Annotated in this window: 17 protein-coding genes; 5 read left to right on the top strand and 12 right to left on the bottom strand. The window is 55.4% G+C overall.

The annotated features are described in order from the left end of the window. Positions 1-54 precede the first annotated feature (54 nt). Positions 55-693 carry a phosphatidylglycerophosphatase C gene (gene yfhb / locus C1N60_RS05195; protein WP_010618503.1) on the bottom strand — a complete coding sequence of 213 codons (639 nt, stop codon included), beginning with the start codon at positions 691-693 and terminating at the stop codon, positions 55-57. A gap of 216 nt (positions 694-909) precedes the next feature. Between yfhb and C1N60_RS05190 the strand changes: the two genes are divergently transcribed. From C1N60_RS05190 to C1N60_RS05170, 5 genes are all read left to right on the top strand, one after another. Further along, on the top strand, positions 910-1,749 hold the full coding sequence (locus C1N60_RS05190; RefSeq protein WP_021506531.1) for a MurR/RpiR family transcriptional regulator: 840 nt from the start codon (positions 910-912) through the stop codon (positions 1,747-1,749). 182 nt (positions 1,750-1,931) lie between these two features. Then, a complete protein-coding gene (locus tag C1N60_RS05185) occupies positions 1,932-2,294 on the top strand; it encodes a GtrA family protein (protein ID WP_031279382.1) in 363 nt (120 codons plus the stop codon). After that, positions 2,291-3,202 carry a glycosyltransferase family 2 protein gene (locus tag C1N60_RS05180; protein WP_021506529.1) on the top strand — a complete coding sequence of 304 codons (912 nt, stop codon included), beginning with the start codon at positions 2,291-2,293 and terminating at the stop codon, positions 3,200-3,202. The genes C1N60_RS05185 and C1N60_RS05180 overlap by 4 nt, the downstream gene beginning before the upstream one ends. Next, positions 3,199-4,620, top strand: coding sequence for a glucosyltransferase domain-containing protein (locus C1N60_RS05175; protein WP_282954688.1), 1,422 nt, complete (start codon positions 3,199-3,201; stop codon positions 4,618-4,620). The genes C1N60_RS05180 and C1N60_RS05175 overlap by 4 nt, the downstream gene beginning before the upstream one ends. A 316-nt stretch (positions 4,621-4,936) precedes the next feature. Continuing rightward, on the top strand, positions 4,937-5,185 hold the full coding sequence (locus C1N60_RS05170) for a YfhL family 4Fe-4S dicluster ferredoxin (RefSeq protein ID WP_010617759.1): 249 nt from the start codon (positions 4,937-4,939) through the stop codon (positions 5,183-5,185). Here C1N60_RS05170 and acpS read toward each other — a convergent pair. The 11 genes from acpS to rpoE form a co-directional block, all read right to left on the bottom strand. Further along, positions 5,182-5,562, bottom strand: coding sequence for a holo-ACP synthase (acpS, locus tag C1N60_RS05165; protein ID WP_010617758.1), 381 nt, complete (start codon positions 5,560-5,562; stop codon positions 5,182-5,184). The two genes, C1N60_RS05170 and acpS, sit on opposite strands and share 4 nt — an antisense overlap. Continuing rightward, on the bottom strand, positions 5,562-6,293 hold the full coding sequence (gene pdxJ / locus C1N60_RS05160) for a pyridoxine 5'-phosphate synthase (protein ID WP_394521469.1): 732 nt from the start codon (positions 6,291-6,293) through the stop codon (positions 5,562-5,564). Before pdxJ ends, acpS begins: the two co-directional genes overlap by 1 nt. A gap of 60 nt (positions 6,294-6,353) precedes the next feature. Next, positions 6,354-7,091, bottom strand: coding sequence for a DNA repair protein RecO (recO, locus tag C1N60_RS05155; protein WP_058775641.1), 738 nt, complete (start codon positions 7,089-7,091; stop codon positions 6,354-6,356). A 3-nt stretch (positions 7,092-7,094) separates the two neighbouring features. Beyond that, positions 7,095-7,997, bottom strand: a complete 903-nt coding sequence (gene era, locus C1N60_RS05150; RefSeq protein WP_058758278.1) for a GTPase Era — start codon at positions 7,995-7,997, stop codon at positions 7,095-7,097. 48 nt (positions 7,998-8,045) lie between these two features. Next, entirely contained in the window at positions 8,046-8,726 is a 681-nt protein-coding gene (rnc, locus tag C1N60_RS05145) for a ribonuclease III (protein ID WP_021506523.1), read from the bottom strand. Positions 8,727-8,844: 118 nt separating this feature from the next. Beyond that, a complete protein-coding gene (gene lepB, locus C1N60_RS05140; protein ID WP_021506522.1) occupies positions 8,845-9,816 on the bottom strand; it encodes a signal peptidase I in 972 nt (323 codons plus the stop codon). Positions 9,817-9,825: 9 nt separating this feature from the next. Then, on the bottom strand, positions 9,826-11,625 hold the full coding sequence (gene lepA / locus C1N60_RS05135) for a translation elongation factor 4 (protein WP_058758277.1): 1,800 nt from the start codon (positions 11,623-11,625) through the stop codon (positions 9,826-9,828). A gap of 218 nt (positions 11,626-11,843) precedes the next feature. After that, positions 11,844-12,308 (bottom strand): SoxR-reducing system protein RseC, encoded by a 465-nt coding sequence (rseC, locus tag C1N60_RS05130; protein ID WP_021506520.1) that lies wholly within the window; start codon positions 12,306-12,308, stop codon positions 11,844-11,846. Further along, positions 12,305-13,261 carry a sigma-E factor regulatory protein RseB gene (gene rseB, locus C1N60_RS05125; protein ID WP_031279374.1) on the bottom strand — a complete coding sequence of 319 codons (957 nt, stop codon included), beginning with the start codon at positions 13,259-13,261 and terminating at the stop codon, positions 12,305-12,307. The genes rseC and rseB overlap by 4 nt, the downstream gene beginning before the upstream one ends. Continuing rightward, the gene (gene rseA / locus C1N60_RS05120; RefSeq protein ID WP_021506518.1) at positions 13,261-13,917 is read right to left on the bottom strand and encodes an anti-sigma-E factor RseA; all 657 of its coding nucleotides are present in this window, start codon (positions 13,915-13,917) and stop codon (positions 13,261-13,263) included. The genes rseB and rseA overlap by 1 nt, the downstream gene beginning before the upstream one ends. 27 nt (positions 13,918-13,944) lie before the next feature. Beyond that, positions 13,945-14,523 carry an RNA polymerase sigma factor RpoE gene (rpoE, locus tag C1N60_RS05115; protein WP_010617748.1) on the bottom strand — a complete coding sequence of 193 codons (579 nt, stop codon included), beginning with the start codon at positions 14,521-14,523 and terminating at the stop codon, positions 13,945-13,947. Positions 14,524-14,820 lie beyond the last annotated feature (297 nt).

The following is a 14,820-nucleotide window of genomic DNA, read 5'->3' as shown; positions in this document are numbered from 1 at the left end:
GCAACTCCTGCGGATTAACAAGGCGGCGCATTATAGACGGAATCCAGCTGCGATTCACTCCAGCTGTTGCAGTTCACCGCGCGGCGTCACGCGCCAGCGGTGCTGGCAGAAAAACAGCAGCGGGTTATCCTGCTTGCTGTCGCTGTAGCCGCTGTACAGCTGTAGCGGCGTACCGATTTTTTCCTCGAGCTGCGCCACTTTTTCATGGCCGAGACAGCGCATGGCTAATACCCGGCCACCACGGCCCGGCTTCATCTGGCTGGCGATCAGCTTCACGCGCGGCAGAAACGCGGAATCAAAATAGACCTGCTCCACCAGCGACTGCGGCGAGCCGGTAATCAGCCAGACATCGGCATCTTCACTGCTGAGGTAGTCAGTCAGCCGCTGCTGCACCACCGGAAACGCGGTAACGCGCTCGCGAAACCAGCGGGCAAATTCGGCCTCACGCTGGCGCAGCGTGGCCTCACGATGGCCAAAGGTGATAGCCCACAGCAGCAGGCTCATCGGCCAGCGCGCAGCGCGGCCCTTTATCAGCATACCCATGCCGATGACCGGCAGCAGCGGCACCACCAGCACCAGATTGAGCGGCTGGCGGCGCAGCAGATAACGCATAAATGTGCCAAACATGTCCTGCTGATGCAGCGTGCCGTCCAGGTCAAAAAATACTACGCGGCGATGCGAACCCTTTGTCAAACCCGACTCCTTTTTCTAAACGCGGCGATACCTGCTCTACAGTGTAGCCAGCATCGCGCGCCGGGGCGAAAGCTGTCATTTTTAATTCCAATGGCTACAATGCCATTTGAATAGTTTATTCTCTGCGTCGGCGCGATGTCATCTGACATTCCTGGCCAGACATTTCCTTCCGCGAGCGGCTAAGCTGTGTGCGGGACTATGGATTAAGGATCGGACATGAGTTCATTGCTGCGAATTCGCCAGCTCTACCCACGCCTGGCGCTGAACGAGCGTCGGCTGGCGGATTTTTTGCTGTCGCAGCCTGATCGGGCACGGCATCTGAGTTCACAAAAACTGGCGGAAGAGTCAGGCGTCAGCCAGTCGAGCGTGGTGAAGTTCGCCCAGAAACTGGGTTACAAAGGCTTTCCGGCGCTGAAGCTGGCGCTGAGTGAGTCGCTGGCCGACCGCGATGCCATCACCGTGCACAACCACATTCTGAGTGACGATCCGCTTAAAGTTGTCGGCGAAAAGCTGCTGACGGAAAAAATTTCGGCGATTCGCGCCACGCTGGATATCAACAGCGAAGAGAAACTCACGGAAACGCTGCAGCTGCTGAAAAACGCCAACCGCATTCTGCTGGTCGGCATTGGCGCTTCCGGGCTGGTGGCGAAAGATTTTTCGTGGAAGCTGATGAAGATTGGCATCAACGCCGTCGCCGAGCAGGACATGCACGCGCTGCTGGCCAGCGTTCAGGCGATGGCACCCGGCGATGTGCTGCTGGCAATCTCCTACACCGGCGAACGTCGCGAGATAAATCTCGCGGCGCAGGAAGCGGCGGCGATTGGCGCCGATGTGCTGGCGTTTACCGGCTTTACCCCGAATTCGCTGCAGCAGTGCGCCACGGTCTGCCTGTACACCGTCGCCGAGGAGCAGAGCACGCGCAGCGCGGCCATCTCCTCCACCAGCGCCCAGCTGGCGCTGACCGATCTGCTGTTTATGGCGCTGGTGCAGAACGATCCGGAACGCGCCTCCAGCCATATTCGTCACAGCGAGGAGCTAGTGAAAAAGCTGGTCTGATTGCCCCATGATCAGGGTATTCCCCACCCTGCCTTAGCCCGAAATTGATCATCGGGCGGGGCAATGCTTTTGTTGCCTGTCGTTATCCTTGTTTCGGCCCGATTAAACGCATTTTCAGCATCGGGCTTGCAGGATAATTTCCGATGTATATGATCAGGGCAAATTTACTCATCTCTCTCGTCATGCTGAAACTTATTTCCCGTTATGCAGGAATTGGCGTTATCAACACCGCGATTCACTGGACGGTGTTTGCGCTTATTCTCAAGCTGTTCGAGTCAGGCCAGGCTATGGCAAACTTTGGTGCATTCTGCGTTGCGGTGACGTTTTCTTTTTTTGCTAATGCCCGCTGGACCTTCTCTTCTGCAGCCACGCCCTTGCGTTACCTGCTTTATGTCAGCTTTATGGGAGGCATGGCGGCGCTGGTTGGCTGGATGGCCGACGCCTGCACGCTTTCCCCGGTGATTACCCTGATACTCTTTTCCTTTATTAGCCTGGGTTGCGGCTTCATCTACTCTAATTACATCGTTTTCAGGGAAGTAAAATGAAATTGTCTCTCGTCGTGCCCGTCTTCAATGAAGAGGAAACCATTCCGCTCTTTTATCAGGCGGTTCGTCATGAATTAGCCGGCTATCAGGTGGAAATTGTTTTTATCAATGACGGCAGTAGCGATGGCAGCGAAAACATCATCAATGCTCTGGCCATCTCGGATCCGCTGGTCATTGCGCTGTCATTTACCCGCAATTTCGGCAAAGAACCCGCGTTGTTTGCCGGACTAGAGCATGCCACCGGTGACGCGGTTATCCCGATTGATGTTGATCTGCAGGATCCCATCGCCGTTATCCATCAACTGGTTGAACGCTGGCAAGCGGGTGCCGATGTGGTTCTGGCTAAACGGAAAGATCGCAGCGCCGATGGGCATGTCAAACGTAAAACAGCCGAGTGGTTTTATCACTTTCACAACCAAATCAGCTCGCCGAAAATAGAGGAAAACGTTGGCGATTTTCGTCTGCTGTCGCGCGAGACGGTAGAACATATAAAAAGCCTGCCGGAAAGGAATCTGTTCATGAAGGGCATTTTATCCTGGGTTGGCGGTAAAACAGCGATTGTGGAATATGATCGGGCTGAACGCGTCACAGGGGTGTCGAAATTTAATGGCTGGAAATTGTGGAATCTGGCATTAGAAGGATTAACCAGTTTTTCAACCTTCCCCTTACGCATCTGGAGTTACATCGGCGGTAGCGTCGCGTTACTCTCCTTTCTTTATGGATTCTGGATGATCATCGATAAACTGCTCTGGGGCAATCCGGTGGCGGGTTACCCTTCGTTGCTGGTTTCCATTCTGTTTTTGGGTGGAGTGCAACTTATCGGCATCGGTGTTCTGGGCGAATATATTGGCCGAATCTACATTGAGTCCAAACAAAGACCACGCTACGTGATTAAGAGCAGGAAATGAAAAAAACAGTTTTTGAGCGTCATCCCTCCGCCATGTATCTGATACTGGCCATCGCTTTACTCATCGGTTATAGCCCGGTTTATTTATCAACATACGGATTTTCCGACGACTGGTTCTATTTATACGCATCCACTACCGATGCATTCAGTATTTTCAAATGGGATATCTTATCGGGCCGACCTTTTTATGGTGCCATCCGCTACTTCTTCGCTTTCCTGATCGATGACGTGCAGGATTTGACCTGGCTCCGTGTACTCTCATTATTAAGCCTGATTTTACTGGGCGGGTACATCATCCGTTTCCTAGAGCGTCGCAGCATTTTCGCCAGCGCGGTCCAGCGTCTGACGTTTGCCACGTTGATTTGTTTGCTGCCTTCATTTCAGGTTTTTGTCGGCTGGACAGTCTGCTTTCCTTATGTCCTGTCCGTGCTGCTGGCGGGCATCAGTTACTCAACGCTGGCGGAAAACAAAGGCCTGGGCCGGGTGCTACTGTCGGCTATTTGCCTGACGCTTTCCTTTGCGATTTACCAACCCGCAGCCATGAGCTTTTTATTCTTTGCCCTGCTCGATCTGGGCATGACCCGGAATAATTATCAGCGCAGCGCGGTGATCAAGCTGATGTTGATGCTGGGATTTGGCATGGTGATGGCACTGGTACTGGCGAAAGTTCTGCCGCTCGTGCTGTTCAATGAAGTACTGGCCAGAACCAATATCACCTTAGCGCCGCTGAAAAAAATCACCTGGTTTATCGCTGAGCCGCTCAGAAATGCGCTGTGCAACTTTGATACCGGGCGCTCGATTGTCAGTATTATCATCTCCTGCTCACTGATCATCGTGGGCATTGTGAAGGCACCCGATTTCAAACCGCGTAAAGCTTTTCTGTTCCTGTTTTTCCTGCTGGCGGCGGGCATTCCTAATCTTTTGGTGAGTGAGGACTGGGCAGCCTATCGCACGGTTATCGCGCTGTCGTTAATCACTACCTCAGCCTTCATTGCTGGCTTATTCGTGATCTTTAATAAGCTGAAGATAACCACGTCTGCCAGTATCGTTTGCCTCGTTATTGCAGTGCTCTCATGCATGCTGAATATTCAGAAGGGCTTTTCTACGCCTCAGCAGCGCGAGTATCAGTTGTTAAGCAACGCAATCATAGAGAACGTGCCTGCAGAATATTCTGGCCAGCTTTATTATCGTATCGATAGTGACAACTTACCTGCTGTCGCAAAATCCAAAAAATACGATGAGTTCGGTTCGCTTTCGCTGGGTATGCCATGGTCCTTTGCCGGTATGGCCGACGCGATTAAAAAAGAGCACGCGATGAAGTTTTCCTTGCCAAAGGCGCCCGTTATCTACGGCAGCGATCAATGTCCAGGTGACTGTCTGACGCTGGATGCCACCCACGTGCTGGCACCGGTAAAATAAAGGCCAGCGCCGCCACTATTTCGCTAACCGCGCAACGGCTCTGCTTACCGTTGCGTGGTTTTCTGGCTATGGCGCGACATCAGATCGGCTGGTAGCAGCCACGTTCTGCTGGCGGCTGAATACTACGCTAAGTCATTTTTTGAACGCCACCCGGCGTGATAATATGCGTGCCGCTCAGGGGCTCGCCCCGCTGGTTTACGCCTGCATCGATTGAAAAATCAAACTGCAAAGCGCTATTTCAGCAGGCGTTTTACCCCGGAGAGCGGAACTAACCATGAAACATGCAATGAAAACAAGCAACTGATGAGCTTATGCCATGGCACTGATAATTACTGAGCGCTGCATTAACTGCGACATGTGCGAGCCTGAGTGCCCGAACCAGGCGATTAGCATGGGTGAATCGATCTATCAGATCGACGCTGACCGCTGCACTGAATGCGTGGGTCATTATGATGAGCCGACCTGTCAGAGCGTCTGCCCGATTGATAACACTATTCTTTCAGACCCACAGCACGTGGAAAGTCGCGACGCGCTGTGGGAGAAGTTTGTGCTGCTGCACGCTTAATCTTCGATAATCACCGTGGCGCAGGCATAGTGGCGCTCGTCGGCCAGCGTGACGTGCACATGCTGCACGCCCAGCTGGCTGGCAATCACTTTGGCCTGTTCAAAGAAACGCAGGCCTGGCTTCCCCAGCGCATCGTTGTACACTTCAAACTGATTGAACGCTAAACCACCGCGAATGCCGGTGCCGAACGCTTTTGCCGCTGCCTCTTTCACCGCAAAACGTTTGGCGAGGAAGCGCACCGGCTGCTGATGCGCCTGATACTGCTGCCACTCAGCTTCGCTCAGCACGCGGCGCGCCAGACGATCGCCGGAGCGTTCAATCACGCCGGCGATACGCTCGATTTCGACGATATCGCTGCCCAGCCCCAGAATGGCCATTAGCGACGCGCTTCCCGCATCAGCGCCTTCATGTCGCTGACCGCCGCTGCAAGACCGCTGAACAACGCACGACCGATAATCGCGTGACCAATGTTCAGCTCATGCATTTCCGGCAGGGCAGCAATTGGCTGGACGTTGTGATACGTCAGACCGTGGCCAGCATTCACCTTCAGGCCGCAGCTGGCGGCAAAGGTCGCAGCGCTGGCGATACGCGCCAGCTCGGCATCGCGCGCCAGCCCTTCCGCTGCTTCAGCATAGGCGCCAGTGTGGATTTCAATGTAAGGCGCACCGCTGGCGACCGCCGCTTCAATCTGGCGCTGATCGGCATCGATAAACAGCGACACCAGAATGCCCGCCTCGCTCAGCTGTTTGACTGCCGCGTTGACCTTGTCCTGCTGACCGGCCACATCAAGGCCGCCTTCGGTCGTCACTTCCTGACGCTTTTCCGGCACCAGGCAGACAAAATGCGGTTTGATGTCGCAGGCGATGCCGACCATTTCGTCGGTGACCGCCATCTCAAGATTCATGCGGGTATGAATGGTGTCGCGTAGGATCCGCACGTCGCGATCGGTGATGTGACGGCGATCTTCACGCAGGTGCACGGTAATGCCGTCTGCGCCCGCCTGCTCCGCGACAAACGCGGCCTGTACCGGATCAGGATAGTTTGTGCCACGTGCGTTACGTACGGTGGCAATGTGATCGATGTTGACCCCTAACAGCAACTCAGCCATGACAATCCTTAAATGTGTTCAGTATGTTTGCAGTGTAACGCGCGGAGCCTGTCAGGTGCATCACCCGCGCTCGTCGTTTGCCACGTTCGGTCGTTTTTTCGGCACAAACTGACGGAACAGCTCCTGACTCTTCAGCGGCTTACCGCCCAGATAAGGTTTCAGCGCCATGCGCGTGAAGCGTTTGGCGGCACGCAGCGTGTCGGCATCAGGAAATTCGCGCTCCCACAGCGCGCGCAGCTGGCGGCCAGTAAAACTGCGCTGATTGACCACCAGACTGGCGATAAAGCCCTTCTCTTCGCGATAGCTGTAGGTCATGCTGTCGTCGACCGCCTCGCCGCTGCCGGCGCAGTGCAGAAAGTCGACGCCGTAGCCCAGATGGCCAAGCAGTGCCAGCTCAAAACGGCGCAGCGCTGGCTCGGGCGAACCGTTGGCCGCCGCCAGCGTCTGGATACAGGAGAGATAATCGAAGAACAGTTCGGAGAAGGGAATTTCCTGCTCCAGCACCCGCGACAGCAGCTCGTTAACATACAGGCCACAGTAGAGCGTGATGCCGCTGAGCGGCAGCGCCAGCGACACCGCTTCGGCGTTACGCAGGGTTTTGACTTCGCCACGACCGCCCCAGCGCACCAGTAGCGGTGTAAAGGGTTGCAGTGCGCCTTTAAGCTGGGAACGGCGCGAGCGTGCGCCCTTGGCAAGGACGCGGACGCGTCCCTGACTTTCGCTGAACAGGTCGAGCAGCAGGCTGGTTTCGCTGTAAGGGCGACTATGCAGCACAAAGGCGCGTTGCCAGCCTTCCATCAATTAGTCGTCTGTATAACCCAGGCTGCGCAGCGCACGTTCGTCGTCCGCCCAGCCCGATTTCACTTTGACCCACAGCTCGAGATGAACTTTCGCCTCGAACATCTCTTCCATGTCTTTGCGCGCTTCGATACCGATGGTTTTGATTTTGGCACCTTTGTTGCCAATCACCATCTTCTTCTGCCCTTCGCGCTCGACCAGAATCAAACCGTTGATGTCATAGCCGCCGCGCTCGTTAGAGACGAACTGCTCGATCTCCACGGTAACCGAATACGGTAACTCGGCGCCGAGGAAGCGCATCAGTTTTTCACGGATGATTTCTGAAGCCATGAAACGCTGCGAGCGATCGGTGATGTAGTCTTCCGGGAAGTGGTGATCCGACAGCGGCAGGCGCTTGCGGGCAATTTCCGCAATCGCATCCACGTTTTTACCGGTTTCGGCGGAAATCGGCACGATCTCGAGGAAGTTCATCTGCTGGCTGAGGAACTGCAGGTGCGGCAGCAGGATGCTTTTATCCTGGATGTTGTCGACTTTGTTTACCGCCAGCACCACCGGCACTTTGCCGTCACGCAGCTTGTTGAGCACCATCTCATCGTCAGGCGTCCAGCGCGTACCTTCCACGACAAAAATCACCAGCTCAACATCGCCGATGGAGCTGCTGGCAGCACGGTTCATCAGGCGGTTGATCGCCCGCTTCTCTTCCATGTGCAGCCCGGGTGTATCCACGTAGATCGCCTGGTAAGCGCCTTCGGTATGAATACCCATGATGCGGTGGCGCGTGGTTTGCGGTTTGCGCGAGGTGATCGACACCTTCTGCCCCAGCAGCTGGTTCAGTAAGGTGGATTTGCCGACGTTAGGCCGGCCGACAATCGCGATAAAGCCGCTGTATGTTTCGAGTTCGCTCATTCGGGTCCTGATTGGGCAGCCTCACTGCTGAAGCTGCGAAATGACAATTTATTCGAGGCCAAGTTTGATCAATGCCTGTTCGGCAGCGGCCTGCTCTGCTTTACGGCGGCTGGAGCCCACGCCCACCACCGGTTCAGCCATCCCACTCACCTGACAGTGAATGGTGAATTCCTGATCGTGCGCTTCGCCACGTACCTGTACCACCAGATAAGACGGCAGCGGCAGATGACGGCCCTGCAGATACTCCTGCAGGCGCGTTTTCGGATCTTTTTGCTTATCGCCCGGGCTGATCTGCTCAAGGCGATTCTGGTACCAGTCGAGAATCAGCTTCTCTACCGTCTGAATATTGCTGTCGAGGAAGATGCCGCCGATCAGCGCTTCCACGGTATCCGCGAGGATGGATTCCCGGCGAAATCCGCCGCTTTTCAGCTCGCCCGGCCCCAGACGCAGACATTCGCCCAGCTCAAACTCGCGCGCCATTTCGGCCAGCGTGTTGCCGCGTACCAGCGTGGCACGCATGCGGCTCATGTCGCCTTCGTCCACGCGCGGGAAGCGGTGATACAGCGCGTTGGCAATCACATAGCTGAGGATAGAATCGCCAAGAAATTCAAGACGCTCGTTATGTTTGCTGCTGGCGCTGCGGTGAGTCAGAGCCTGCTGCAGTAATTCCGGATGAGTAAAAGTGTAGCCCAGTTTGCGCTGCAGCTTGTTAATGAGGATGGGGTTCATGCGATTCCAGTTGTTCTGTGCGTCTGTGACTCTGCATACCAAACAGGGCTGAAGGTCCAGCACGTTCTGTTTGGTGTGCAGTGGCTCCCTGACTCGCAGGAAGCCAACCGTTTTTAAATCAGTGAATACCGCCAATGCGACTCAGTCGCACGCCGGTCGGCCACTGTCCTTCCTGTTTCTCAAAGCTCATCCAGATAGCAACCGCTTTGCCGACCAGATTCTTCTCGGGCACAAAGCCCCAGTAGCGGCTGTCGGCGCTGTTATCACGGTTATCGCCCATCATGAAGTATTGCCCCTGCGGCACAATCCACGTGGCCTGCGGCTGACCCGGCTGCTGATAATACATGCTCGCCTGGCTCTGCGCTTCGTTCACCAGCAGGATATCGTGCGTGACGTTGCCCAGCGTCTCTTTGCGCGTGCCAAGACGCAGGCCGCCCCGCAGCGTTTCGCCCTGCGGCACCTGGTAGAAACCGTTGCCGGTTTCGTTACCATCAAAGCCGCTGAAGGTCTGGATGAAATCGCTCGGCTCAATGTTGGTATAGGTCACCGGCAGCGCCGTGTCACACTTGCCCGTGCCGCAGCCTGGGTTGATGGTCAGGGTTTTGCTGTAAGGATCAAACACCACTTTGTCGCCCGGCAGACCGATCACGCGCTTGATGTAATCCACGCTCGGATCCTTCGGGTATTTGAACACCGCGACATCTCCGCGCTGCGGATGGCCGGTCGGGATCAGCGTGGTTTGCGTGATCGGATCTTTGATGCCGTAAGCAAATTTCTCCACCAGGATGAAGTCGCCAATCAGCAGCGTCGGCATCATCGAGCCAGAAGGGATCTGAAACGGTTCGAAGATAAACGAGCGCACGATCAGTACCACCGCCAGCACCGGGAACACCGACGCTGCGGTTTCAACCCAGCCTGGCTGCGCGGCCACTTTGGCCAGCGTTTTGCTGTCGAGCGAATTACCTGCCTGAGCCTGTGCCGCCGCCTGCTTTGCCCGGCGCGCCGGGGCCCACTTAAAGCGATCGATACACCAGATGATGCCGGTTAACAGAGTGGCAATCACCAGAATCAGGGCGAACATGTTAGCCATTAAAGTTCCTTATTTGCTGTCTTTACCGACATGCAGAATGGCAAGGAATGCTTCCTGCGGCAGCTCAACGTTGCCGACCTGCTTCATTCGCTTCTTACCTTCTTTCTGCTTCTGCAACAGCTTTTTCTTACGGCTGACGTCACCGCCATAGCATTTCGCCAGGACGTTTTTACGCAGCTGTTTCACTGTTGAGCGAGCGATAATGTGGTTGCCGATTGCAGCCTGAATCGCAATATCGAACTGCTGGCGCGGGATCAGATCTTTCATCTTCTCCACCAGCTCGCGGCCACGATACTGAGAGTTATCACGGTGCGTAATCAGCGCCAGCGCATCAACGCGTTCTGAGTTAATCAGGACGTCGACGCGCACCATGTCAGAGGTCTGGAAACGTTTGAAGTTATAGTCCAGCGACGCATAGCCGCGCGACGTTGATTTCAGACGGTCGAAGAAGTCGAGTACCACTTCCGCCATCGGAATCTCATAGGTCAGCGCAACCTGTTTGCCGTGGTAAACCATGTTAGTCTGCACACCGCGTTTTTCGATACACAGCGTAATGACGTTGCCCAGAAACTCCTGCGGCAGCAGCATATGACACTCAGCGATCGGTTCGCGCAGTTCAGCAATATTATTCAGCGGCGGCAGCTTCGATGGGCTGTCGACGTACACCACTTCTCCGTCAGTGGTTTCCACTTCGTACACAACCGTTGGCGCGGTGGTGATCAGGTCGAGATCGTATTCACGCTCCAGACGCTCCTGGATGATCTCCATGTGCAGCAGGCCGAGGAAGCCACAGCGGAAGCCAAAGCCCAGCGCGGTGGAGCTCTCTGGCTCATAGAACAGCGAGGCGTCGTTCAGGCTCAGCTTGCCTAATGCATCACGGAAAGCTTCGTAGTCGTCGGAGCTTACCGGGAACAGACCGGCATACACCTGCGGCTTCACTTTTTTGAAGCCCGGCAGCGCTTTATCCGCAGGGTTGCGCTGCAGCGTCAGGGTATCGCCCACCGGGGCGCCGAGGATGTCTTTGATGGCGCACACCAGCCAGCCTACCTCGCCACACTTCAGCTCGGTACGGTCAATTTGTTTTGGCGTGAAAATGCCGAGACGGTCAGCGTTGTACACCTGGCCGGTACTCATTACCTTCACTTTATCGCCTTTACGCAGCGTGCCGTTTTTAATACGGATCAGCGACACAACACCGAGGTAGTTATCAAACCAGGAGTCGATGATCAGCGCCTGCAGCGGGCCTTCCGCATCACCTTCCGGCGGCGGAATGTCGCGCACCAGACGTTCCAGCACATCCGGTACGCCGACGCCGGTTTTCGCCGAGCAACGCACCGCATCCGCGGCGTCAATGCCGACGATATCTTCAATCTCTTCCGCCACGCGCTCCGGGTCGGCCGCAGGCAGGTCGATCTTGTTCAGTACCGGTACCACTTCCAGATCCATTTCCATGGCGGTGTAGCAGTTCGCCAGGGTCTGCGCTTCAACGCCCTGACCTGCATCAACCACCAGCAATGCCCCTTCACAGGCCGCCAGCGAGCGGGAAACTTCATAAGAGAAGTCAACATGGCCTGGGGTGTCGATAAAATTGAGCTGGTAAGTTTCACCGTTTGGCGCGTGGTAATCGAGCGTAACGCTCTGCGCTTTAATGGTGATGCCGCGCTCGCGCTCCAGATCCATCGAATCCAGAACCTGCGCCGCCATCTCACGATCGCTCAGGCCACCGCAAATCTGAATCAAACGGTCAGAGAGCGTTGATTTGCCGTGGTCAATGTGAGCGATAATGGAGAAATTTCGTATGTGCTTCATTTATATGAATATCTTCACGTAGAAAATCAGTTGAAAACGTGAGCACAGACACATTCAGGCAAGTGAGCTTTACCCGGAACCCTGTCAGCCTCATTAATGACGACGCATATTACACTGTTAACGCCGCGCGTTAAAGAATGGAACTGCGGGGAATCGCAACAGAATTCAGCGATTAAGACGAAATGAAAAGGCCGCGCAATACGCGGCCTGAACGGGGATCAACTATGGTTTTCCACTCGTAGCGCATCAGGCGGGAGCGCAACGCTGAGAATCACCGGCTGGAACGCTTCGCGATCGCCAAACCGGCTGGAAACCCCTTTGGCAACAATAAAGCCGCCAACGCCACCCAGCAGCGCACCGCAGGCCGCCGCCAGGTCGCTGTGGAACAGCATCTGGAACAGGCCCGCGACCAGGAACAGACCAAACAGCGGCGTCATATACACCAGCAGCGCAGAGCCGAGCAGGCTGCTTTCGCGAATGCCCAGTTCAATGCGCTGGCCCGGCTGTAGCGGCTCCGGACTGGCGATAGTCATCACATGGGCGTTTTTCGGTCCCAGCTGGTTGAGCGCATGGCTGCCGCAGCCTTTGCGCGCTGAACAACTGTTGCAGGAGGTTTTCGCTTCCGAATGCAGAGTAGCGACGCCCTCTTTCCATGCCACCACGGTGGCCCATTCTCTCATCATTTTGTCGCACCTGAATCTATGCTGTCCGCGATACGTTTGGCAGTGGTCGGCGGCAATTCGCCCACCACGGTAATTTCACGATTATCGCGCACTTCGGTCTGCACCGTACGACGCCCAGTGCGCAATGACTGTGGCGAACTGCTTTTATCGGCAGGCGTGATGTTAATAGCGAAACTGAACAGGCCATCGCTGTACAGACGAGATTCTACGGTTTTGTTCATCGCCGGAATATCACGCCGGCTTTGCGAAATTAGCTTCATGCCGGCCGGCAGCCAGCCCGGTTGCCAGCTGAGCTGCACTTTATCGCCCGCCGGTAACGACAGCGACGGCGGCAGATTGGCTTTTTCCAGCCCCTGCATCAGATTGCGCACGCCTTCATCGACGGCAAAACTGATGACGCGGAACTGCTCCAGCGTCTCACCGTCGCGATCCAGCAAATCAATCCGCAGCGGCAATTTGGTATCGACGTCCAGCCACACCACGTAGCTATAACGCGTGCCGTCACGCGACACGATGCGCACCACTTCGCACATCTGATCGGCCATGCGGGAACGCCCTACCGGAATAAAATCGTAGGCATCGCCAAGGCGCGAGAAGTCAGCGAACATCAGCGCCGGCAGCGCATCAATAATGTGGTTGCCCGGCAGCGAGAACGGATCGAGACCCGGTTCGAAATAGCTGATGTCGTTGCCGCGCTGGATCACTTCACGACGCGGTCCGTCCATCTGTAACAGCTGAGCGAACACGCGATTGTCGATGACCGCATGGCGGTAACGCAGGGATTCAATGCCCAGACGTGAGACATTGATATAGGCGAATTCGTAGTTGAGGTTCTGGCTGGCCTGCTCCATCTGCTGTAACAACGCCCCGGACGCAGATGTCTGCGCCGGGGCGGTAGATGACCAAAGCAGGCTGCCTGCCAGCAGGCTAACGGCACACCAAAGCTGCTTCATTACTGCTGTTGAGTTCCTAACGACTGAGTTCCGGGAACGTTAGCCTGCGCCTGTTGCGGCGCATTGCTTTCAAACTGCACCTGATCGGCATGCAGACGGCGTTGCAGTTCGTAATCCTGCAACATGGCATTCACGCGGCGACGCTGCTCCTGCACCTGCTGATTTGAGCTGTTGGTGTCAAAAGCATCAGACGGCACGCCCAGGCTGACCGGTGACGCTTTACCCATCATCGGTAAGGTATTAAAGGCTGGCGCGTCCGAGGTTTCCGTCGCACTACCCGCTGGTGAGCTGTTGTAGTGCTGCACACCGACGATCACCGCCAGCGACACACAGGCCGCCACACCAATCTGCGTGACCTGAGCAACCCAGCCGCCACCGCGACGCCAGAACGGCATTTTCTGCCAGCGCGACGGCTCCGGCTGTGCTTCCGGGATCAACGAAGTCACTTTGCGCACCGGCTCGTTTTCGATCGCGGCAGCAACGCGTGCGGAGATATCAAAATGCAGCACTTCGCCCACATCGCCCCGCAGGGTGTCGCGGATCAGATGGTAGCTTTCCCAGCTTTTTTGTAGATCTGCATCCTTCGATAACGACGCCAGCAGCTCGTTATCTAAAGTTTCACCATCCATTAAAGCGGAAAGTTTTTCTTTCTGCATGTTTTGGTACCCTTCCAGTAGCCGTTATCACTGACGTTGGATAAGCGGTTGAACTTTATTATCAATGGCTTCCCGGGCCCGGAAGATACGTGAACGTACGGTACCTACCGGACAATCCATGATGGCGGCGATCTCTTCGTAACTCAGACCATCCAGTTCCCGCAGGGTGATGGCCATACGCAGATCTTCAGGCAACGCCTCAATCGTCCGAAAAACAATTTGTTTCAGTTCGTCTGACAACATTAAGTTCTCAGGGTTCGAAATTTCTTTTAGCGCACCCGCACTTTCGAAATTTTCCGCGTCAATCGCGTCCACATCGCTGGACGGCGGCCGGCGCCCCTGAGCCACCAGATAATTCTTCGCGGTGTTGACCGCAATGCGGTACAGCCACGTGTAAAAGGCGCTATCACCCCGGAACGACTCCAGTGCGCGATACGCTTTAATGAAAGATTCCTGAACCACATCAGGCACATCGCCTGACGGGACATAACGTGAAACCAGGCTCGCCACTTTATGCTGGTATCGGATCACCAGTAAATTAAATGACTTTTGATCTCCTTTCTGAACCCGCTCAACGAGAACCTGATCCGTTAACTGCTCGCTCATCCGAGGTAATGTCTCCCCAAATCTCTTTTATGCGTAAGTGAACTGCCAGCACATCTCATTTATTGTGAGCAAGCATGCGCTTAGAGTCCCGTTCTGGCCTGAAGTTCACCACGACCTGATATTTTCTGTACCGGTGCCCTGACATCGTTGTTGTTGATGGTCTTTCAGTGTAGCGACTTACCGCACTGGTGGTGTCGTTGGCGGCACCGATAATCGCTGGCAGAGTACCCTATGACGCCGCATTTTTCACCTTTATTCCCTGAATTTTCAGCGTGTTTGGTATAAAAAACACTAATC

Source organism: Pantoea sp. SGAir0184 (assembly GCF_043544755.1).
This window is presented reverse-complemented; position numbering and strand designations above follow the sequence as displayed.

Coding starts and splice junctions, on each gene's coding strand:
- C1N60_RS05190 (WP_021506531.1), top strand. CDS start 910: ATGAGTTCATTGCTGCGAATTCGCCAGCTCTACCCACGCCTGGCGCTG.
- C1N60_RS05185 (WP_031279382.1), top strand. CDS start 1,932: ATGCTGAAACTTATTTCCCGTTATGCAGGAATTGGCGTTATCAACACC.
- C1N60_RS05180 (WP_021506529.1), top strand. CDS start 2,291: ATGAAATTGTCTCTCGTCGTGCCCGTCTTCAATGAAGAGGAAACCATT.
- C1N60_RS05175 (WP_282954688.1), top strand. CDS start 3,199: ATGAAAAAAACAGTTTTTGAGCGTCATCCCTCCGCCATGTATCTGATA.
- C1N60_RS05170 (WP_010617759.1), top strand. CDS start 4,937: ATGGCACTGATAATTACTGAGCGCTGCATTAACTGCGACATGTGCGAG.
- acpS (WP_010617758.1), bottom strand. CDS start 5,562: ATGGCCATTCTGGGGCTGGGCAGCGATATCGTCGAAATCGAGCGTATC.
- pdxJ (WP_394521469.1), bottom strand. CDS start 6,293: ATGGCTGAGTTGCTGTTAGGGGTCAACATCGATCACATTGCCACCGTA.
- recO (WP_058775641.1), bottom strand. CDS start 7,091: ATGGAAGGCTGGCAACGCGCCTTTGTGCTGCATAGTCGCCCTTACAGC.
- era (WP_058758278.1), bottom strand. CDS start 7,997: ATGAGCGAACTCGAAACATACAGCGGCTTTATCGCGATTGTCGGCCGG.
- rnc (WP_021506523.1), bottom strand. CDS start 8,726: ATGAACCCCATCCTCATTAACAAGCTGCAGCGCAAACTGGGCTACACT.
- lepB (WP_021506522.1), bottom strand. CDS start 9,816: ATGGCTAACATGTTCGCCCTGATTCTGGTGATTGCCACTCTGTTAACC.
- lepA (WP_058758277.1), bottom strand. CDS start 11,625: ATGAAGCACATACGAAATTTCTCCATTATCGCTCACATTGACCACGGC.
- rseC (WP_021506520.1), bottom strand. CDS start 12,308: ATGATGAGAGAATGGGCCACCGTGGTGGCATGGAAAGAGGGCGTCGCT.
- rseB (WP_031279374.1), bottom strand. CDS start 13,261: ATGAAGCAGCTTTGGTGTGCCGTTAGCCTGCTGGCAGGCAGCCTGCTT.
- rseA (WP_021506518.1), bottom strand. CDS start 13,917: ATGCAGAAAGAAAAACTTTCCGCTTTAATGGATGGTGAAACTTTAGAT.
- rpoE (WP_010617748.1), bottom strand. CDS start 14,523: ATGAGCGAGCAGTTAACGGATCAGGTTCTCGTTGAGCGGGTTCAGAAA.